Below are 17683 nucleotides of genomic sequence, written 5' to 3' on the forward strand. Positions count from 1 at the left end.
GAAAGCTAATCAACTGGCGGATTTAGCCGATAGTATCCGCGCCACTGACCTCGTCGCCATGGAGTGGTAGTACGTTGGAACAATTCCGCGGGGTCAGTCTACCTCACCGCCGTTTTGTCGGCGCGTCGCTTTTTCATTCGTCCCGCTGCGCTTAACTGCTATCCTGTCCCGCGATCGGCCCTGTTGTTACCGTGAGACATCGTTATGCCTGAATGCCATACTCCTGCGAATCGCTCCATTCCGTCCGCTTTGGCGCGGGGTACGTTGCTGCCTGCGCTGCTGGTCATCGTCGCCGTCGCTGTCGGCTGTGCGCTGGTGTCGCCGCCGATCGGCACGTGGCGTGAGATCCTGGCCAACCCCGGGCTCTATATCGATTTGCTGGCGCTGCTGTTTCTGGTGTTTATGCTGTGGAGCTCAGCAAAGGTGCGGATGAGCCATATCGCCGTCAACTGGGTGCGCTATGGGCTGCTGCTGTGGATTGCTGGCGGCACGTTCGATGTGATGGATGAGATAGTGGTTCAGCCGCGCTGGATGGGTTATTACTGCGAAGATCTGCTGCGCCTCTCCGGGATGCTGCTGACCGTGGTGGGCGTCTACAAAATTATTGAGCGCATCAACCTGTTGTACGTTGACGCGCGCTCGCAATCACTGAAGGATGAGCTCACCCAGTTGCCCAATCGCCGTTTTTTCATCGATACCATTCGCGAAAAGTCCGGGCATGCGCTGGGGCTCATGATTCTGGATATCGATTTTTTCAAGAAAATCAATGATACCTGGGGCCACCTGGTGGGGGATGAAGTGTTATTTTCCCTGGGGAAACAGCTGGCGAAACTGACCAGCGAGCAGGTCCTGCCGGCGCGTATTGGTGGGGAAGAGTTTGCCATTATCGTCGATGGCCTGTCGGAGCCTGAGCTGCACGCCCTGGCGCAGTCGATCCTCGACAATGCCCGCACCATCCTGATCAATCATCAGGCGCCGCTGTCGATCAGCATTGGCGTGGGAACCTGGCGGCCGGGTGAAGCGCAGGAGACGTTTATCCGCAAAGTCGACGAGGCACTGTACAAGGCCAAGCACAACGGGCGTGGGCGCGTGGAGTGGGCGTAATATTCCGACACGGCAGGTTAGGTCTGCTGCGTGCTGCGGCAGTGTCGCCGATACTCTGACGGCGAACGCTCGGTGTAGCGTTTGAAGACCCGGCAAAAATAGTTGCTGTCGACAAAGCCGCAGTTATGGGCGATCTCTTTCACCTTCAGGTCGTAGCCGCGCAGCAGCTTTTTTGCCTTTTCCAGACGCACCCGGGTCAGATATTCGTTAAATCCCACCGAGCCTGATTTCTGAAAAATATGCGAAAGATAGTTGGGCGTGATGTGAAAACGTCTGGCCACCGATTCCCGCGTCAGCGGCAGGCTCAGATTTTCCTCGAGGTAGTCCTGAACGGCGAGAAACAGATCCCGGCTGCGACTGACGCGCATTTCCAGCCCAACCAGCTGTTCGCGACAGTGACTCAGCAGCGCGGCGACCACCAACCGCGCGGTCAGCGGATCGGGCTGCAGGCTGACTTCGTTCAGGCTCAGCAACAGGTAAGAGCCCACGCGCGGTCCAAGGCGGGCAACGCTTTGCTTTTCCGTGTGCAGGCTTTTCCCGTCCCAGCGCTGAATACTGAACCCCAGCTTCTGTCGACCAAACAGAATACTCAGGGTGGTGGCCGGGCCGGTCCACTGCGGCAGCGTCCATTTTCCCGCCTGCACGTACAGCACCTGTAAAGTGGTTAACGTCGAGGCGGCCAGTGGCAGCCCCTGTTCACTGAGCTGGCCCTCCAGCACTATTTCCAGACGCGGAAACGGCACGTTGAGGGCGAGGGCAGGGACGGAGATATCCGGCTCAGGAAATCTCACCTGTAAATGATCTTTTTGACTGATTAACCGATGCAGAATATCTGGCAGATCTTCAATCATTCTTTGCCCTCAGCATGCGCATTATCCTGTTGATGGTAATCTATTTTTTATCCCCAGACAGCGTTTGTTTCGTCAATTTGCGCAGCGAATTCCCTGCCAGGCGCCGCGCATGCATCGCCGGAGAGGAGATTGTTGATGCCCATCACACTTCGGTGGCTCGCGTACGTATGTCCAGTTTTTCGTAGCGCTCGCCTCCTGTCATGCCGCGGATGGACCAGTAGAGTTTGTTTGTGTTATCGGAACGTTAAAAAGGAACGCAAAATGAACTCACCATCGGCTAGTTTTCTCGATGCGTTAGGCGCCAGTCAGGCGCTTAGTGCGCAAATGAAACATGAACTCGACACCCTCGGCTACACCGTCGTGCATAACGTCGTTGACGCCCAGTGGCTGAGCGAAATGCGCCGGCTAATTGATACCCTGGTTGAGCGTGAAGGCGACAATCTGGCGATGGAACACCATCAGGAAGCGACTGCGACGCGGATCGCCAACCTGGTGAATAAGGGGGTTATCTGGGAGAAAGTCTGGTCCCACCCGCTGATCCTCTCCGCCTGCCGCTATATCTTCAACGGTGATTTTAAAGTCTCCAGCCTTAATGCGCGTGAGGCGCTGTATAACGGCGGTCACCAGCCGCTGCACGCCGACTGGAAAAAGCCGCGCCCGGATTTTCCCAAAGTCCACCTGGTGAATACCATCTGGGCGATAGACGATTTAAGCGCCGCTAACGGCGCGCCGCGGATTATCCCTGGAACCCACCTGCGGCCGGAGTTGCCGGAAGAAGTCTTGGACGACCCGGAACAGGCCCACCCAGACGAGATTGTGTTTGCTGCGCCGGCCGGCAGCGTGATGATCTACAACGCCCACGCCTGGCACGGCGGTACCCGTAATCGTGAGGGTAGCCGACGACGCGTGCTGCATGGGTTATATATCGATCGCGCGGATACGCCGCAGCAGGACCAGCGGCGCTGGCTGACGCCGGAAACGGCAAGCCGCCTGACGCCAGCGCAAAAGTGGCTGCTGGATGTAGAGTAAGACTCGTCGCCGGTCAGGGAAGTTCTACATAGACGACCGGCTTTTTCATGATGCTTTTCACGGCCTCGACGATCTGCTGCGGCTGCAGCAGGAAGCTCTTGATGCTGGTTTTAATCGTCCGCAGGCCGCTAAAGCGCTGGGCGTCGTCAATTTCGATATCCGTCACCAGCAGCACCACTTCGGCGCGGGCGATATCTTCTGCGGTAATGCGATTTTCAACGCCGAGCGCGCCCTGGGTTTCCACCTTCAGGTGCCATTTTTCATGATGACCGACCTTTTCCAGTCGTTCGGCAGCCATATAGGTGTGCGCCACCCCGCTGACGCAGGCGGTGACGGCGACAATATTGAAGTCCATAACATCCTCCTGGCGTTAACCGCCGATAGTGACGTGGAATCCGGCCGCTTCGGCCATTATCCGATAAGGTTGAATGTCCGCTTCGCCAGGCGCTTTCACGCTGGCCAGCGTCCAGGGTTTGCCCAGCAGACGGTATTTTGGCTCGCCATATTGATGAAACGGCAACAGGTGCATTTCTTTTAGCGCGAACGGCGCGAGAAACGCCAGTATCTGGCGAAAATTATCCACGCTCATGGTGTAACCCGGGATCAGCGGCACCCGCGGGATCAGATTGATGTTTCTTGTCGCCAGCTGGCGAAAATTGTCCAGTACCCGCGGCTGATTCATTCGCAGCAGCGACCGCGCCAGCTCAGGATCCATGATTTTAAAATCAAACAGCACTTCGTCGCTGGATTCAGCCACCGGCAGCAAACGGTCAAAGGCGCCGTCGCCGGCGGTCTCGATGGCGGTGCGGATCCCCCACTGGCGCAGGCGCTGAAGAAAACGGGCGGCAAACCCGGCCTGCATGAGCACCTCCCCGCCGGAGAGGGTGACACCGCCGCCGGAGGCGCGGAAGAAGACTTCATCTTTGAGCACCTCCTGAAGGAGGTTCTCCAGCGTCACGTCGCGACCGATCTGCTCCCATGCCCCGGAGGGACACTCGGCGACGTCCTGCAGACAGCGGGCGCAGCCCAGACATTTGCTCTGCCGGCGCAGGGTCTGGATCTTCGGCGACATTGACTCCGGGTTGGCGCACCACGGGCAGGTGTGGGGGCAGCCTTTGAAAAAGACCACCGTGCGGATCCCCTGGCCATCGTTGAGCGAGTAGCGCTGCAGGTTAAAAATACGCGCCCGATCGGCGCGCGTCTCCATCACCTCACAGCTGATGCGCGGTGCGGCGGATGATGTCATCCTGAATCTCCTTCGACAGCTCAACAAAGAAGGCGCTGTAGCCCGCGACGCGCACCACCAGGCCGGCAAAGTCCTGCGGCCGCTGCTGCGCTTCACGCAGGGTGTCGGCATTGACCACGTTAAACTGAATATGCTGCAGCTTGAGCTTGCAGAAAGCCTGTAAAAAGTCTGCCAGCTTGTTCAGCCCGCCGTCGCCGGCCAGCGTTGCCGGGGTGAATTTGACGTTAAGCAGCGTACCGTTCGACAGTAGATAGTTATCCAGCTTGCTGACCGATTTCAGCACCGCCGTCGGCCCCTGAGCATCCTGGCCGACCATCGGCGACAGGCCGCCGTCCGCCAGTTGTTCGCCGGCCAGCCGCCCGTCCGGGGTAGCCCCCACCACCGAGCCCAGCGGCACATGCGCCGAGACGGTATAGGAGCCGGGAGTAAAATGGCCGCCGCGCGGGTTCAGGTACTGCTCCACCTCTTTGCAGTAAAAGCGCAGCAGATCGGCGCTAATATTATCGACTTCGTCGATGTCGTTACCGTACTTCTCAAAACGGTTAATCAACCGGGCGCGGATCTTTTCTCCCTCCGGCGTGCGGAAGTTGGCTTTCAGGACCGCCATCAGTTGGTCAAAACTGAGACGCTGCTGATCGAAAACCATCCCCTTCAGGGCGTGCAGTGAATCGCTCAGGTTGGCGATCCCGATGCCCTGGACGCCGGAAAAGTTATAGCGCGCGCCGCCGGCGGTGATATCTTTGCCGTGCCGGACGCAATCTTCAATGAACGAGGAGAGCAGGGGGACCGGCGCCCAGTCGCGATGGCCGATATCGCAGATATTGCTGCCCTCGACCATCAGCTTGATGTAATAACGAATTTTGTCACGGATCTGACTGATAAGTCCTTCCCAGCTGACCTCCGGTTGCCCTTCATTTTCCTGCAGGACCAGTTCCATAACCTTCAGCAAGTTGAACATGGCGATATCATGCAGGCCGTAGGTGCGGCCAGGGATCGACAACTCGACGCAGCCGACCACCGCGTAGTCGCGGGCGTCTTCCAGCGACACGCCGCGATTGAGGAAGGCGGGGACCACCACCTCGTCGTTGAAAATCTGTGGAATGCCGGTGCCCAGGCGGATGGTTTCAGCGGTTTTACGCAGGAACGGGCGGTCAATCAGCTCGTTGACCCGCACGCCAAGATTCGGCTGCGGCAATTGCACGTTCTGATAGGCATCGAGGCATAAAAACGACAGCGCGTTGACCGCGCTGCGTCCGGTTTCCGTCAGTCCGCCGAGCAGAGCTGTGTAGCCGGTGGGAAAACCAGCGAAATAGCGCGCGCTGCTCGAGGAGCGCAGCAGCACGATATCGTTGCATTTCACCCACAGCGACTCCAGGAGCTCCCTGAGATACGCCGGATCCTGACCCTGATTCAGCGACGCCTGATAAAACGGCAGCATATACTGATCAAAACGCCCCAGTGAAATTGAGCTGGCGTTGGATTCGTACTGCAGAATGATGTTCATATACCAGAACAGCTGGCAGGCCTGGGGGAAGTCCGTTGGCCGGTGCTCCGCGTTGTGGCGCGAAATAGCGGCGATGGTTAACAGCTCCTGCTGACGCTGCGGGTCCTGACAGTGCCCAGCCATCTCCTCGGCCAGCGCGGCGTAGCGCAGAATATGGCGCCGGGAGGCTTCCAGCAGGATCAGCACCGCCTGATAAAAGTGGTTCCCGGGTTGCTGCTCGCAGTGGGCTTTTAGCTCCGCCACCAGCGCCCCGAGGCCATGATTGAGCAGACGCGGATAGTCGATGATGATATGGCCCTGGCCCTTATCGGTCTGGTTCACGCTGAATATCTGGGTGCTGACGGCGGCCTTGACCTCGTCGGTCATCTGGCCGTTGATAAAATCCTTCATTGAGCGCTTTTCCCAGTAGGGGAACAGCGTTTCGCGGTATATTTGCTTATCTTCTTCGCTTATCGCGAAGCGGTCCTGCGGCCGGGTCGGAAAGGCGTCGAGTTCGTTGAGCAGCCAGTAGGGATCCATCTCCGGCGACATAATGCCTGCCCGCGGTTTGATGGTCCGGTTGCCGGCAATCAGTTCATCATCACGAATCGAAATGTCTACCTTATCGAGGATCCAGGCGGTGGCCTTCGCCCGGCGAATAATCACCGGTTCGCCCTCCGTTTGCTGATGACTGGCGGTATACAGCAGAGCGCGCTCCAGGGAGATTTCGCGCGGCTGGGCGAACAGGCTGGCTTTCAGGCGTTGAGTACGATTCGTCATGACAAACTCCATGTGGTGGCGAAGGGCGCGAGGGCGCCCCTTGTAAGGCTTCAGGTACGCTGAGAAAGATGGCTGTCTATCTTGTTCATGATGGCGTCGGCGCGCTTGACCGCATCGCTGATATTGACGCGCACGATAGTTTTCCCGGCAAAACGCTCTTCGAATTTGATACCGATATCTTTGGTCAGGATGACCATATCGGCGGCGGCGATCTCTTCGGCGGTCAGTTCGTTTTCAATGCCGATTGAGCCCTGGGTTTCGACTTTAACCTGCCAGCCTTTGGCTTTGGCGGCGCTTTCCAGCGACTCGGCGGCCATGTAGGTGTGAGCCACGCCCGACGGGCAGGCGGTGACAGCGATAATGTGGGTCATAATCTGTTCCTTCCAGTCTGTTAGTTAATTTCGAAATCAAGATCTAATTCGTCGTCGGCTTTAGCGTCAGACGATTTCTTTTTAGCCAGCGCTTTCAGCACAATGACGCAGGCGGCGCTGACGCAGGCACCGACCAACAGCGCGGCGATAAAGCCAAGTTTGCCCTGGACCACCGGCAGCACGATGAGCCCGCCCCAGCCGGCGTAACACTGGGCCCCCAACAGCGCCGCGGTGACGCAGCCGCTGGCAGCGCCAATCATATTGGCCGGAATAACGCGCAGCGGGTCGGCAGCGGCAAAGGGAATCGCCCCTTCAGTGACCCCGACGCAGCCCATCACCAGCGCCGCTTTGCCGGTTTCCCGCTCTTCGGCGGTGAAATATTTACGGCCGATCAGCGTCGCCAACCCCATCCCCAGCGGCGGCACGGCGATGCCGACGGCGGCGATAGCCACCACGCTGTAGATCCCCTGCGAGACGCAGATCAACATGAAGGCGTAGGCCACTTTGTTCACCGGGCCGCCCATATCAAAGGCCAGCATCAGGCCCATAATGATGGCCAGCACCACGATGCTGCCTTCACGCATACCCTGCAGCCAGCCGGTCAGGTTAGCGGTTAGCGCGCCCACCGGTTCGCCGAGCCCCCACATCATGATCCCGGCGGTAATAAAGGTGCCGATGATGGGAATAATGAAAATCGGCATCACCGAGCGCAGCACCTTGTGGACCGGTATTTTTTTCAGGTAGTAGACCACCAGGCCGCCGATCATGCCGGCGATCAGCGCGCCGAAGAAGCCGGCGCCGAAGCTGTTGCCCACCCAGGCGCCGATGGCGCAGGGCGCCAGCGCGGCGCGGTCGGCGATGGAGTACCCGATGTAGGCGGCGAGAAAAGGGACCATCAGCGTCAGCCCGGCGACGCCGATGTCAAACAGCTTCTTCAGGTTGGGATCGGTGGCGGCATCGGGAACTGCGCCTTTGCCATACAACATGACGGACACCGCCAGCAGGATCCCACCGGAGACCACAAAGGGGATCATGTGTGACACGCCGGTCATCAGATGCTGGCGGGTATTTTTTAGTATTTGCACCAGTTCGTTCATTGTTTGCTCCTGAGCGCTGTAGGGCCCGTGACAGTATTGATGGCTCAACATTAGAAAAAGGGCGCCGCATAAAACAGTAGAGAAAAAGTGCATTTACTGGACATTTGTAATGTTAGAAAGGAATTGCGATCCACCTCAAATCTTAATGATGGCAGGAAGGATGAGCGCTAAATGGATGGAATTGTGATGGCGGGCATAAAAAAGTATCGTGTGTACAATAGTCCAGTAATTGCCAGTTTTATCACCTAGTCCCCGGCCCCTTCATTCATTACCTTTTGGGTAAATAATGGATTGCTCAGGAGGAAGGCGATGGCTCTGGTCATTGAGTTTACATGTGATTTGCCAAACGGCGTGCATGCGCGTCCGGCCAGTCTGGTCGAAACGCTGTGTAACCGTTTTTCATCGGCGATTGAGTGGCGCAATCTGCGCCGCGAGACCAGCGGAAATGCCAAGAGCGCGCTGGCGATCATCGGCAGCAATACCCTGAAGGGCGACGCCTGCCAGCTGGTCATTCACGGCGAAGATGAAGCTGAGGCATTCGCCGCGTTAACGGCCTTTATGCGCGATGAGTTTCCTCACTGTGACGCGCCGCTGCCCGCTGCGCATACGCTGGAGATCCAGCCGGTGCCAGAGTCGCTTTCACGGCTGAACCCGACGCTGTTTCATGCCCATCCGGTGTGCGCCGGCAGCGCGGGGGGCAGGCTAATACACCTGAAATCCCGCGATCTGCATGCGCTGGGGGAACTGCCGGGCGCCGTCGCTCCCGAACAGGAGCAGGCGGCGCTGGATAATGGCCTGCGCCTGCTGGTAAAAGACATTGAGCTGCGGCTGCTGGACAATGACGGTACCGCCAGCGCAATCCTCGATGCCCACCGCTCGCTGGCGACGGATGCCTCGCTGCGCCAGCACCTGCTCGACGGCATTCTTACCGGCCTCAGCTGCGCGCAGGCGATTGTCGCCACCAGCGACCACTTCTGCGCACGGTTCCGCGACTCCGGCAACACTTATCTACAGGAGCGGGTGCTCGATGTGCGCGATGTCTGCTTCCAGCTGTTGCAACATATCTATGGCGAAGCCCGCTTTCCGCCCCCGGGCCAGCTGCGGGAGGCCACCATTTGCCTTGCCGACGAGCTGACCCCCAGCCAGTTTCTCGAACTGGATAAAGCGCATCTCAAAGGGCTGCTGCTGCGCGGCGGCGGCACCACGTCGCACACCGTGATCCTCGCCCGCTCGTTCAATATTCCGACCCTGGTGGGGGTTGACCTCGACGCACTGTTGCCGTGGGAGGGTACCCAGGTGCAGATCGACGGCACCGCCGGACTGCTGGTGGTGGATCCGAGTCCGGCGGTGGCGCGCTACTATCAGCAGGAGGGGTGGGTTCAGGCGCAGATCCAGCAACAGCAGCAGGTATGGCTGGATAAGCCAGGGCAGACGGAAGACGGTATCCGCGTCGAGATCGCGGCGAACATCGCCCATTCGGTAGAGGCGGTGGCGGCATTCAACAATGGTGCGCAGTCGGTTGGCCTGTTCCGCACAGAGATGCTGTATATGGACCGGCCCGGCGCGCCATCGGAAGATGAGCTTTACAACATCTTCTGTCAGGCGCTGGAGCCTGCCGCCGGGCGCAGCATTATTGTGCGGACTATGGATATCGGCGGTGATAAGCCGGTGGCCTATCTCAACATTCCTGCGGAAAATAACCCCTTCCTCGGCTACCGCGCGGTGCGCATCTATGAAGAGTACCAGGCGCTGTTTCATACTCAGCTGCGGGCGATTCTACGTGCCTCGGCGCACGGCGCGCTGAAGATCATGATCCCGATGATTTCCTCCATGGAAGAGATCCTGTGGGTGAAAGAGCGGCTGGCGGAGGCCAAACAGTCGCTGCGCGTTGAACAGATCCCGTTTGATGAAAAAATCCCGCTGGGCATCATGCTGGAGGTGCCGTCGGTGATGTTCATCATCGATCAGTGCTGCGAAGAGGTGGACTTCTTTAGCATCGGCAGCAATGACTTAACGCAGTATCTGCTGGCGGTCGACCGCGATAACGCGAAAGTGACGCGCCATTACAACAGTCTCAACCCGGCCTTCCTGCGTGCGCTGGACTATGCCGTGCAGGCGGCGCACCGGCAGGGGAAATGGATCGGCTTGTGCGGCGAGCTGGGGGCCAAAGGTTCGGTGCTGCCGCTGCTGGTCGGTCTCGGTCTGGATGAACTGAGTATGAGCGCGCCGGCGATCCCGGCGACCAAAGCACGTCTGGCGCAGCTGGACAGCCGCGCCTGCCGTCAGCTGCTGAATCAGGCGATGCAGTGCCGTACCTCGCTGGAGGTGGAGCATCTGCTGGCCCAGTTCCGTATGCGCCAGCAGGAGGTGCCGCTGGTGAGCGCCGAGTGCATTACGCTCAACAGCGACTGGCGTAGTAAGGAAGAAGTGCTGAAGGGGATGACGGATAACCTGCTGCTGGCCGGTCGCTGCCGCTACCCACGCAAGCTGGAGGCTGACCTGTGGGCCCGTGAGGCGGTGTTCTCCACCGGGCTTGGCTTTAGCTTCGCCATACCGCACAGTAAATCCGAGCATATTGAGCAGTCGACCATCAGCGTCGCCCGGCTGGCGCAGCCGGTGATGTGGGGCGATGAAGAGGCGCAGTTTGTGATTATGCTGACGCTGAATAAGCACTCGGCGGGCGACCAGCATATGCGCATCTTCTCGCGCCTGGCGCGACGCATTATGCATGCGGAGTTCCGTCAAGCTCTGGTCTCCGCGCAGAGCCGCGAAGATATCGCGCAACTGCTGCGCCGCGAGCTGGAGCTATGATCGGTTTTCCGGCCAGCGGCGCTGGCCGGAGAGCGAGCTATAAATCCAGCACTAACCGGCCGCCTTTGGCGCGCGAGCAGCAGATCAGCATACTCTGTTGGCTGGCTTTCTCTTCCTCGCTGTAATACTGATCGCGGTGGTCCGCTTCCCCTTCCAGAATCATCGTTTCGCAGGTGCCGCAGACCCCTTCGCGGCACAGACATTCCACCTTCGCCGCTTTGTTATTCTCAATAACCTGCAAAATGGTCATGTCCTGCGGTACGGTAAATTCGCGGCCGGAACGCGCCAGCACCAGGGTAAACGCCTCTCCGCCTTTATCCTCAACGATAAACTGCTCAAAGTGCAGCTGACTGGCGGGCACCTGATGGCGTTCGGCGGCGGCTTTCACCGCCTCGTTAAGCGCCGCCGGGCCGCAGGTATACACGTGGGTTCCGGGCTCGAGGTCGGCGAACAGGCGCGGCAGGTCGAGACGGCTGCCGAGCGCTGATACATGAATATTGACCCGATCGCGCCACGGCGCGGCGCTGAGCGCATCGACGAAAGCATTATTGTCGGCGTCGTGGAAACAGTAGTGCAGCTGCCAGTCGGCCTGCTGTTGTTCCAGTTCCGGAATATGCGACAAGAATGGCGTAATGCCGATACCGCCGGCGATCAGCAGATGTTTTCGCGCCTGTGGTTCGATGGCGAACAGGTTGTTGGGCGTGGACACCGTCAGGGTATCGCCCGGGCGCACCTGCTGGTGCATAAAGCGCGAGCCGCCTTTGGAAGGCGACTCAAGACGCACCGCAATCTGCCAGCTGGTGGTATCCAGCGGCGAGCTCATCAGCGAATAAGCATTGCTGTAGCGCTGCTCGCCATCCTGCATCTGGACGATAATATGGCTACCGCCGCTGAATCCCGGCAGCGGGGCGCCGGTCGGCGACACCAGCGTAAAACGCTTCACCTGGGCGGTGATCTGTTCAACATCGCGAACGATCGTCTCAAACATTTGATAATCAGACATCGCTGAACTCCATCAAAAATCCCGGCGTGGCCAGAGCCGCCGCCGGGAGAATACATTTATAACCCCTGGCAGAGATACTTCATCTCCAGGTAATCTTCGATTCCGTGTTCCGAGCCTTCGCGGCCAAGACCCGACTGTTTCACCCCGCCAAATGGCGCGACTTCGTTGGAAATCAGTCCGGTATTGATGCCGACCATGCCGTATTCCAGCTGCTCGGAGACGCGCCAGATACGGGCGGCATCGTTGCTGTAAAAATAGGAGGCGAGACCGTAGATGGTGTTATTCGCCTGCTCGATGACCTGCTGCTCATCGTCAAATTTCACCAGCGCCGCCACCGGGCCGAAAATCTCTTCCTGCAGCAGCAGTGACCCCGGTTGTACGTCGCCGATCACCGTAGGGGTGAAAAAATTACCGCCCAGTGGGTGCGCTTTACCGCCGGTTAACAGCGTGGCGCCGCGGCTCAGGGCGTCGTCGAGCAGGGACTGGACTTTGCGCCCGGCGTCGGCGTTGATCAGCGGGCCAATCTGGACATCGGACTCGCTGCCATCGCCCACTTTCAGGGCGGCGACGCGGGCGACGAATTTATCGCAGAATTGGTCGTAGACGGCGCGATGAATATAGAAGCGATTGACGCAGACGCAGGTTTGCCCGGCGTTGCGGAACTTGGCGATCAGCGCTCCCTCGACCGCTTTATCGATATCGGCGTCATCAAAGACGATAAACGGCGCGTTACCCCCGAGCTCTAAAGAGAGCTTTTTGATGGATTCCGCGCACTGGCGCATCAGCACGCGGCCAACTTCGGTCGAGCCGGTAAAGGAGAGCTTACGCACCCGTTCATCGCCGGTGAACACCGCGCCAATCTCACGCGACTGTCCGGTGACAACGTTAATAACGCCCTGCGGGATCCCGGCCTGATTCGCCAGTTCCGCCATCGCCAGCGCGGTAAACGGCGTTTCGTTGGCGGGCTTTATCACCATCGTACAACCCGCGGCCAGCGCCGGGCCGGCCTTACGGGTGATCATCGCCGCCGGGAAGTTCCACGGGGTGATCGCCGCGCAGACCCCCACTCCCTGGCGGATCACCATCAGGCGTTTATCGGCGCCGGGGGAGGGGATTATCTCGCCGTTGGCACGTTTCCCTTGTTCGGCAAACCACTCGATAAATGAGGCGGCATAGGCGATTTCGCCTTCCGCTTCCGCCAGCGGCTTGCCCTGCTCGGCGGTCATTATCTGCGCCAGCGCGGTCTTGTTTTCGAGGATCAGGCGGTGCCAGTTCTTCAATAACGCGGCGCGCTGGGCGGCGGTAAGCGCGCGCCATGCCGGCAGCGCGGCAGCGGCAGCATCCACCGCCTGCTGCGCTTCCGCCCGACCCATATTGGGGATCTGGCCGAGCGTCGCGCCGGTGGAAGGGTTGCTGACGGCAAGCGTCGTGCCGTCGGCGGCGTCGCGCCAGCTTCCGGCAATCAGCGCCTGCTGGCGAAACAGATCTGAGTGAAACACGGACATAGCCAACTCCTTCAACGATTACGGCTGGAACACCTGGGCCACCAGATTGTGGAAATGCGCGATACCGTGCTCGGAGATACCGCTGCCGCTGTTATCCGCCATAATGCGCCCCTGGCCGCGATAGCCGCGGGACTTCAGCCCCTTCTGCACGCTTTCCACCAGGCGTAAATCTTCCGGGCGGAACACGTCGCGATACCACTCAATCAGCGCTTTCTGATCGTCAGTCAGCTTTTCGTTGGTGAAATAGATGTCGTAATTCTGCAGAGTGGTCTCTTCATCCACCGGGAATTCATAGATCACGGTCATCATGCCCTTGATCGGCGTCACGTTGAACATGGTGCACGGCCACAGCCAGAAACCGTGGAACGCGGCGTCGGTACCTTCTTCGAATTTAAACGACTGCTCGGACGGCTTGGCGAAGCCATACTGCAGCGTCCATTTGCCGTGCATGGTGTGCCAGTAACGGTCAACCTGTACGGAATCCGAGAAGCCCGGGTGCGCCGGGCCGCAGTGGTATCATTCCAGATAGTTATCGACGATATTTTTCCAGTTCGCCGGGGTGAGAGTGGTAAAGCGCGCCGCCAGTTTCAGATCATGCACGTCCGGGCAGGCTTCCAACACTTTGTCCTGCAGGCCCGGCAGCTGCGTTTCCACGCTCTCTGCTTGCGGGTTCATATTGATAAACACAAAGCCGGCATACTCTTCCAGGCGAACCGGCACCAGCTGCGCCTTTTCGCTATCGAAATTCGCCACGTTTTCGCAGTTGCGGGCGTGGGCGAGATTGCCGTCAAGCTTGAAGGCCCAGGCGTGATAGGGGCAGGTAATCACGTTTTTGGCTTTACCTTCACCGCTCAGCAGCTGGTGGCCGCGGTGCGGGCAGACGTTATAGAAAGCGCGCAGAATGTTGTCGCGGCCGCGGACGATAACGATATTTTCGCCAATGATCTCCCGGGTGATGTAGTCGTTCGGCCGGGCGACCTCGCTGCCGTGGGCGACGCAAATCCAGCTATTGGCGAAGATGCGCTCTTTCTCGTGTTCAAACGCCTGGCTGTCGGTATAAAAACGGGCCGGAATGGTCCAGGCATCCTGCGGATTGGCGCAAAAGTTAATCGGCAGAGTAAAGTCAGGGCTCAAATTGCTCATGTAAGGTCACCTTGTGATTATTGTCAGTAAGAGGTTTTACAGCGACTGGCCGTCGCCTTTGAGTACCGTGCCAACCGGTAGCGTCTCGGCTTTAATCATTGGCTCGGGCGTATGGGTTTCTATCTGATTGACCGGCACGTGGGCGTAGTCCTGTTTTAGCCAGCGCACGAAGCCGCCGGTTTTAATCAGTAAAATGGCCAGGAATGGTAGGGCGGTCAGCACCACGGTGGTTTTCATGGTCTCAAGCGAAGCGCCGGTAAACAGAATCGATAGCGGGATGAGGGTAATTACCACGCACCAGAACAGGCGCATGCCGCGATCCGGATCGTCGCCTTCGCGCAGGTTGCGGGTGCTGGTCGCCGCCATGGTGTAGGCCACCGCATCCATGTGCGAGGCGAGGAAAACAATCATTACGAACAGATAGGCGGCGAGGAACAGCTTACCTGCCGGCAGCGACATCAGGACCTGCTGGACGGCGGTTTCGCCGCCAAGAGTCTGCATCACCTGCGGTACGTTAATCACGCCGTTAACGAACTGGTGCATGGCGTAGCTTTCCATCACCCCAAAGAAGAACCAGCAGCCGGCGGTGCTACCAAGGAGCAGTCCCCATATCACCTCTTTGATTTTGCGCCCGCGGGAGACGCGGGTGACGAACATCGCCACGCCCGGGGTATAGGAGATCCACCACAGCCAGTAGAAGACAGTCCAGTTGCGGGTAAAGGCGCCGTCGCCGAGGGGATCGGTAAACAGGCTCATCTGCAGGAAGTTCTGAGTCGTCAGGCCGACGGCGTTAATGATGTTATTGGTGATGAATTCGGTCGGGCCAACCAGTAATACCACCAACGGCAGCAGAAATGCCCCCCAGCCGACCATTTTGCTCAGGCGCTGCAGGCCGTTGTTGATGCCAATCCACGAACTCATGCAGAAAATACCGCCGGAGAGCAGGATCACAAACGCCTGCACGGTGAAGTTATCCGGCAGCCCGGTCAGCGCTGACAGGCCGCGGGTGAAGGTGGCGGCAGTGACCACCAGCGAAATGGTTAACGCGCCGACGGTAGCGATCAGGAACATCAGATCGACCAGACGGCCCCAGAAGCCCTGCGGACTCACTCCGGTGATCGCTGAAATGATCCCGGAGAGGCTGAGGCCTTTATTTTTCCGCACGTGGAAGTGATAGGCCATGATCAGCGAGGCGAGAGTGTAGGTCGCCCAGGCGCTAACCCCCCAGTGGAAGAAAGAATAAGGGATGCTGTATTCCAGCGCTTTCGGCGATTGCGGGGCAATGTTCAGGCCCGGGGTCTGGTAGTAATAAGCCCATTCGGCGACGCCCCAGTACAGCGTGGAGGAGCCGAGCCCGGCGCAGATAAACATAAACAGCCATGAGAGGGTACTGTATTCGACTTTACCTTCGCCGAGACGGATATTGCCGTATTTGCTGGTCGCCAGATAGAGCACCAGTCCCAGCGCCAGCAGCACCAGTACCTGTACCGTGGAACCCAGCAGGCGGGTCACGCCGTTAAAAATCGAATCAACCGCCTGCGCGGTTTGCTGCGGGAAGAGACTTAATGTAGCGGCGATGAAAACAATGGCCGCCAGGCTGATGGCAATCAGCGGCACATCTTTTTTCTTTACGTTGCTCAACATGGGTGATCTCCTGGGCATGATTGCCCGTCGGTGGCTTTAGCCTGTCGTTGTTATCACGCTGTAGGGTCAAGGTTCGTAGCAAAAGCTATTAACAATCGGATTATTTCTTCGTTACATGAATTAAACAATTGGCCGTTTCGTGAAGCAATAAAACACGGAACGGAAATAATAAAAGGTGAATTGGCGCAGGTTCTGTCTTTTCAGGAATTAATAAAGTTTGACGCTGTGATGCGGTCCACTTGTCAATCGTGGGGGATTCTGCATAGCGAAAAGAGAGGGAAGTTGGCGCAGGTCTTCCCGGGTAGCGGCTGCGCCTTACCCGGGCTACGGTCCGTGCGGCCTGCCTTTAATTTATTCACCATTGTTGCTGAAACTGCCGGTGTTGGTGGCCTCAACATCGCTGAGACGTTCCCGGCAGGTCGGGGCAGCCCGCAGGGATGCGGGCTGAGGGCCGTGTTTTTACATTATTGTGCCTTTTGTAGCCCCGGTAAGCGCCGCGCGACCGGGGAGCGGCTTGGGTAATTACGCCAAAATGGCTTTGCAGATAGCGTCGCTGACCTGTTGCGTTGACGCGCTGCCTTTCATATCCGGGGTTTTCGGCCCGCTGGCAATCACCTGCTCAATCGCCGCCAGAATGCCGTTGTGCGCGGCGTGATAGCGCTCATCGCCGTTGCCGAGAAAATCGAGCATCATCGCCCCGGCCCATATGGTGGCGATCGGGTTGGCGATATTTTTACCATAGATATCCGGCGCCGACCCGTGAACCGGTTCGAACAGCGACGGGAAGGTGCGCTCCGGGTTGAGATTCGCCGATGGCGCAATACCGATGGTGCCGGTACAAGCCGGGCCGAGATCGGAGAGAATATCACCGAACAGATTGGAGCCGACGACCACGTCAAAACGCTCCGGCTGCAGCACGAAGCGGGCGCACAGGATATCGATATGCTGCTTGTCCCAGCGAATATCCGGATAGTTTTTGGCCATCTCTTCCACCCGCTCATCCCAGTAGGGCATGCTGATCGCCAGACCGTTGGATTTGGTTGCGGAGGTCAGCGTTTTGCGTGGGCGGCTTTGCGCCAGTTCGAAGGCGTAGCGCAGGATCCGGTCCACGCCGCGGCGGGTAAAGACCGACTCCTGAATCACCACTTCATGCTCGGTGCCTTCATTGGCGCGCCCGCCGAGGGCGGAATATTCGCCTTCGGTATTTTCGCGCACCACGTAAAAATCGATATCGCCGGCCTTTTTGCCCGCCAGCGGGCAGGGGACGCCGGGGAACAGACGCACCGGACGCAGGTTGACGTATTGGTCAAACTCACGGCGGAACTTCAGCAGCGACCCCCACAGCGAAATGTGGTCGGGAACGGTATCCGGCCAGCCGACGGCGCCGAAGTAGATGGCATCGAAGCCCTGCAGCTGCTCGCGCCAGTCGTCCGGCATCATCTTGCCGTGATGGGCATAATATTCGCAGCTTGCCCACTCCATCTGCTCGAAGCTCAATGACAGATCCCAACGCTGTGCGGCGGCTTGCAGCACGCGAATCCCTTCAGGCAGAACTTCTTTGCCAATTCCGTCACCCGGGATGGCGGCAATACGATAGTTTTTTTTCATTCCGGTTC

Annotated in this window: 13 protein-coding genes and 1 pseudogene; 3 read left to right on the plus strand and 11 right to left on the minus strand. The window is 58.7% G+C overall.

Annotation, left to right across the window (positions count from 1 at the left end):
• Window positions 1-204: 204 nt before the first annotated feature.
• Window positions 205-1104, plus strand: a complete 900-nt coding sequence (locus tag CE636_RS24475; protein WP_017899473.1) for a GGDEF domain-containing protein — start codon at window positions 205-207, stop codon at window positions 1102-1104.
• A gap of 17 nt (window positions 1105-1121) precedes the next feature.
• Here CE636_RS24475 and CE636_RS24480 read toward each other — a convergent pair whose 3' ends face one another.
• A complete protein-coding gene (locus CE636_RS24480; protein WP_017899474.1) occupies window positions 1122-1955 on the minus strand; it encodes a helix-turn-helix transcriptional regulator in 834 nt (277 codons plus the stop codon).
• A gap of 261 nt (window positions 1956-2216) precedes the next feature.
• On the opposite strand from CE636_RS24480, the gene CE636_RS24485 reads away from it, so the two are divergent.
• The gene (locus CE636_RS24485; protein ID WP_017899475.1) at window positions 2217-2984 is read left to right on the plus strand and encodes a phytanoyl-CoA dioxygenase family protein; all 768 of its coding nucleotides are present in this window, start codon (window positions 2217-2219) and stop codon (window positions 2982-2984) included.
• 13 nt (window positions 2985-2997) lie between these two features.
• On the opposite strand, the gene CE636_RS24490 is transcribed toward CE636_RS24485, so the two are convergent.
• From CE636_RS24490 to CE636_RS24510, 5 genes are read right to left on the minus strand one after another with little or no spacing between them, the layout of a single operon-like run.
• The gene (locus tag CE636_RS24490) at window positions 2998-3339 is read right to left on the minus strand and encodes a PTS fructose-like transporter subunit IIB (protein ID WP_004201460.1); all 342 of its coding nucleotides are present in this window, start codon (window positions 3337-3339) and stop codon (window positions 2998-3000) included.
• 15 nt (window positions 3340-3354) lie between these two features.
• Window positions 3355-4230 carry a [formate-C-acetyltransferase]-activating enzyme gene (locus CE636_RS24495; protein WP_004201461.1) on the minus strand — a complete coding sequence of 292 codons (876 nt, stop codon included), beginning with the start codon at window positions 4228-4230 and terminating at the stop codon, window positions 3355-3357.
• Window positions 4196-6493 (minus strand): formate C-acetyltransferase, encoded by a 2298-nt coding sequence (locus CE636_RS24500; protein WP_017899476.1) that lies wholly within the window; start codon window positions 6491-6493, stop codon window positions 4196-4198. The genes CE636_RS24495 and CE636_RS24500 overlap by 35 nt, the downstream gene beginning before the upstream one ends.
• A 50-nt stretch (window positions 6494-6543) precedes the next feature.
• Window positions 6544-6864, minus strand: a complete 321-nt coding sequence (locus CE636_RS24505; protein WP_004201463.1) for a PTS fructose-like transporter subunit IIB — start codon at window positions 6862-6864, stop codon at window positions 6544-6546.
• A gap of 20 nt (window positions 6865-6884) precedes the next feature.
• Entirely contained in the window at window positions 6885-7961 is a 1077-nt protein-coding gene (locus CE636_RS24510; RefSeq protein ID WP_004201464.1) for a PTS fructose transporter subunit EIIC, read from the minus strand.
• Window positions 7962-8270: 309 nt separating this feature from the next.
• On the opposite strand from CE636_RS24510, the gene ptsP reads away from it, so the two are divergent.
• Complete coding sequence (gene ptsP / locus CE636_RS24515; protein WP_017899477.1) at window positions 8271-10772, plus strand: phosphoenolpyruvate--protein phosphotransferase; 2502 nt, start codon at window positions 8271-8273, stop codon at window positions 10770-10772.
• Between the two features lie 37 nt (window positions 10773-10809).
• Here ptsP and CE636_RS24520 read toward each other — a convergent pair whose 3' ends face one another.
• The 5 genes and pseudogenes from CE636_RS24520 to CE636_RS24545 form a co-directional block, all read right to left on the minus strand.
• Entirely contained in the window at window positions 10810-11775 is a 966-nt protein-coding gene (locus tag CE636_RS24520) for a PDR/VanB family oxidoreductase (protein ID WP_017899478.1), read from the minus strand.
• Window positions 11776-11831: 56 nt separating this feature from the next.
• Entirely contained in the window at window positions 11832-13280 is a 1449-nt protein-coding gene (locus tag CE636_RS24525; protein WP_004201467.1) for an NAD-dependent succinate-semialdehyde dehydrogenase, read from the minus strand.
• A gap of 18 nt (window positions 13281-13298) precedes the next feature.
• Window positions 13299-14423: pseudogene (yeaW, locus tag CE636_RS24530) on the minus strand (carnitine monooxygenase, oxygenase subunit YeaW).
• Between the two features lie 36 nt (window positions 14424-14459).
• Window positions 14460-16067, minus strand: a complete 1608-nt coding sequence (locus tag CE636_RS24535) for a BCCT family transporter (protein WP_017899479.1) — start codon at window positions 16065-16067, stop codon at window positions 14460-14462.
• Window positions 16068-16589: 522 nt separating this feature from the next.
• Window positions 16590-17675 carry a tartrate dehydrogenase gene (locus CE636_RS24545; RefSeq protein ID WP_017899481.1) on the minus strand — a complete coding sequence of 362 codons (1086 nt, stop codon included), beginning with the start codon at window positions 17673-17675 and terminating at the stop codon, window positions 16590-16592.
• Window positions 17676-17683: the final 8 nt, after the last annotated feature.

It is taken from the genome of Klebsiella sp. LY (genome assembly GCF_004010915.1).
Taxonomy (GTDB): domain Bacteria; phylum Pseudomonadota; class Gammaproteobacteria; order Enterobacterales; family Enterobacteriaceae; genus Klebsiella; species Klebsiella quasipneumoniae.

Coding starts and splice junctions, on each gene's coding strand:
- CE636_RS24545 (WP_017899481.1), bottom strand. CDS start 17,675: ATGAAAAAAAACTATCGTATTGCCGCCATCCCGGGTGACGGAATTGGC.
- CE636_RS24495 (WP_004201461.1), bottom strand. CDS start 4,230: ATGACATCATCCGCCGCACCGCGCATCAGCTGTGAGGTGATGGAGACG.
- CE636_RS24520 (WP_017899478.1), bottom strand. CDS start 11,775: ATGTCTGATTATCAAATGTTTGAGACGATCGTTCGCGATGTTGAACAG.
- CE636_RS24500 (WP_017899476.1), bottom strand. CDS start 6,493: ATGACGAATCGTACTCAACGCCTGAAAGCCAGCCTGTTCGCCCAGCCG.
- CE636_RS24525 (WP_004201467.1), bottom strand. CDS start 13,280: ATGTCCGTGTTTCACTCAGATCTGTTTCGCCAGCAGGCGCTGATTGCC.
- CE636_RS24480 (WP_017899474.1), bottom strand. CDS start 1,955: ATGATTGAAGATCTGCCAGATATTCTGCATCGGTTAATCAGTCAAAAA.
- CE636_RS24505 (WP_004201463.1), bottom strand. CDS start 6,864: ATGACCCACATTATCGCTGTCACCGCCTGCCCGTCGGGCGTGGCTCAC.
- ptsP (WP_017899477.1), top strand. CDS start 8,271: ATGGCTCTGGTCATTGAGTTTACATGTGATTTGCCAAACGGCGTGCAT.
- CE636_RS24485 (WP_017899475.1), top strand. CDS start 2,217: ATGAACTCACCATCGGCTAGTTTTCTCGATGCGTTAGGCGCCAGTCAG.
- CE636_RS24535 (WP_017899479.1), bottom strand. CDS start 16,067: ATGTTGAGCAACGTAAAGAAAAAAGATGTGCCGCTGATTGCCATCAGC.
- CE636_RS24510 (WP_004201464.1), bottom strand. CDS start 7,961: ATGAACGAACTGGTGCAAATACTAAAAAATACCCGCCAGCATCTGATG.
- CE636_RS24475 (WP_017899473.1), top strand. CDS start 205: ATGCCTGAATGCCATACTCCTGCGAATCGCTCCATTCCGTCCGCTTTG.
- CE636_RS24490 (WP_004201460.1), bottom strand. CDS start 3,339: ATGGACTTCAATATTGTCGCCGTCACCGCCTGCGTCAGCGGGGTGGCG.